This is a genomic window from Chitinophaga sp. 05T412 (genome assembly GCF_056396465.1).
Genome location: NZ_JBFTLN010000118.1, coordinates 1 through 359, shown reverse-complemented (window position 1 = coordinate 359; position 359 = coordinate 1). Strand labels below are relative to the sequence as shown.

The window sequence follows — 359 nt, the reverse complement described above, 5'->3', positions numbered from 1 at the left end:
GGTCAGGTCGGCGGCGTCATGCGCGCCCTTCTCGAGGAGCGCGACTTCCCGGTCACGCAGGTGCGGTTCTTCGCGTCCGCCCGCTCGGCCGGCACGACGCTCCCGTTCAAGGGTGAGGACGTCGTCGTCGAGGACTCCGCGACAGCCGACTTCTCGGGCATCGACATCGCCCTCTTCAGCAACGGCGGCGCCGCGTCCAAGGAGCTCGCCCCCAAGGTCGCCGCCGCCGGCGCGACCGTCATCGACAACTCGAGCGCGTGGCGCAAGGACCCCGAGGTGCCGCTCGTCGTCTCCGAGGTCAACGCGGGCGACCTCGACACGATCCCCAAGGGCATCGTCGCCAACCCGAACTGCACAAC

1 protein-coding gene is annotated in these 359 nt (G+C 70.2%); it reads left to right on the top strand.

Annotated features, from left to right (window positions below; all coding sequences use genetic code 11):
- A partial coding sequence (locus AC1DFM_RS34945; RefSeq protein WP_477081408.1) for an aspartate-semialdehyde dehydrogenase occupies window positions 1-359 on the top strand: 359 nt, incomplete at both ends.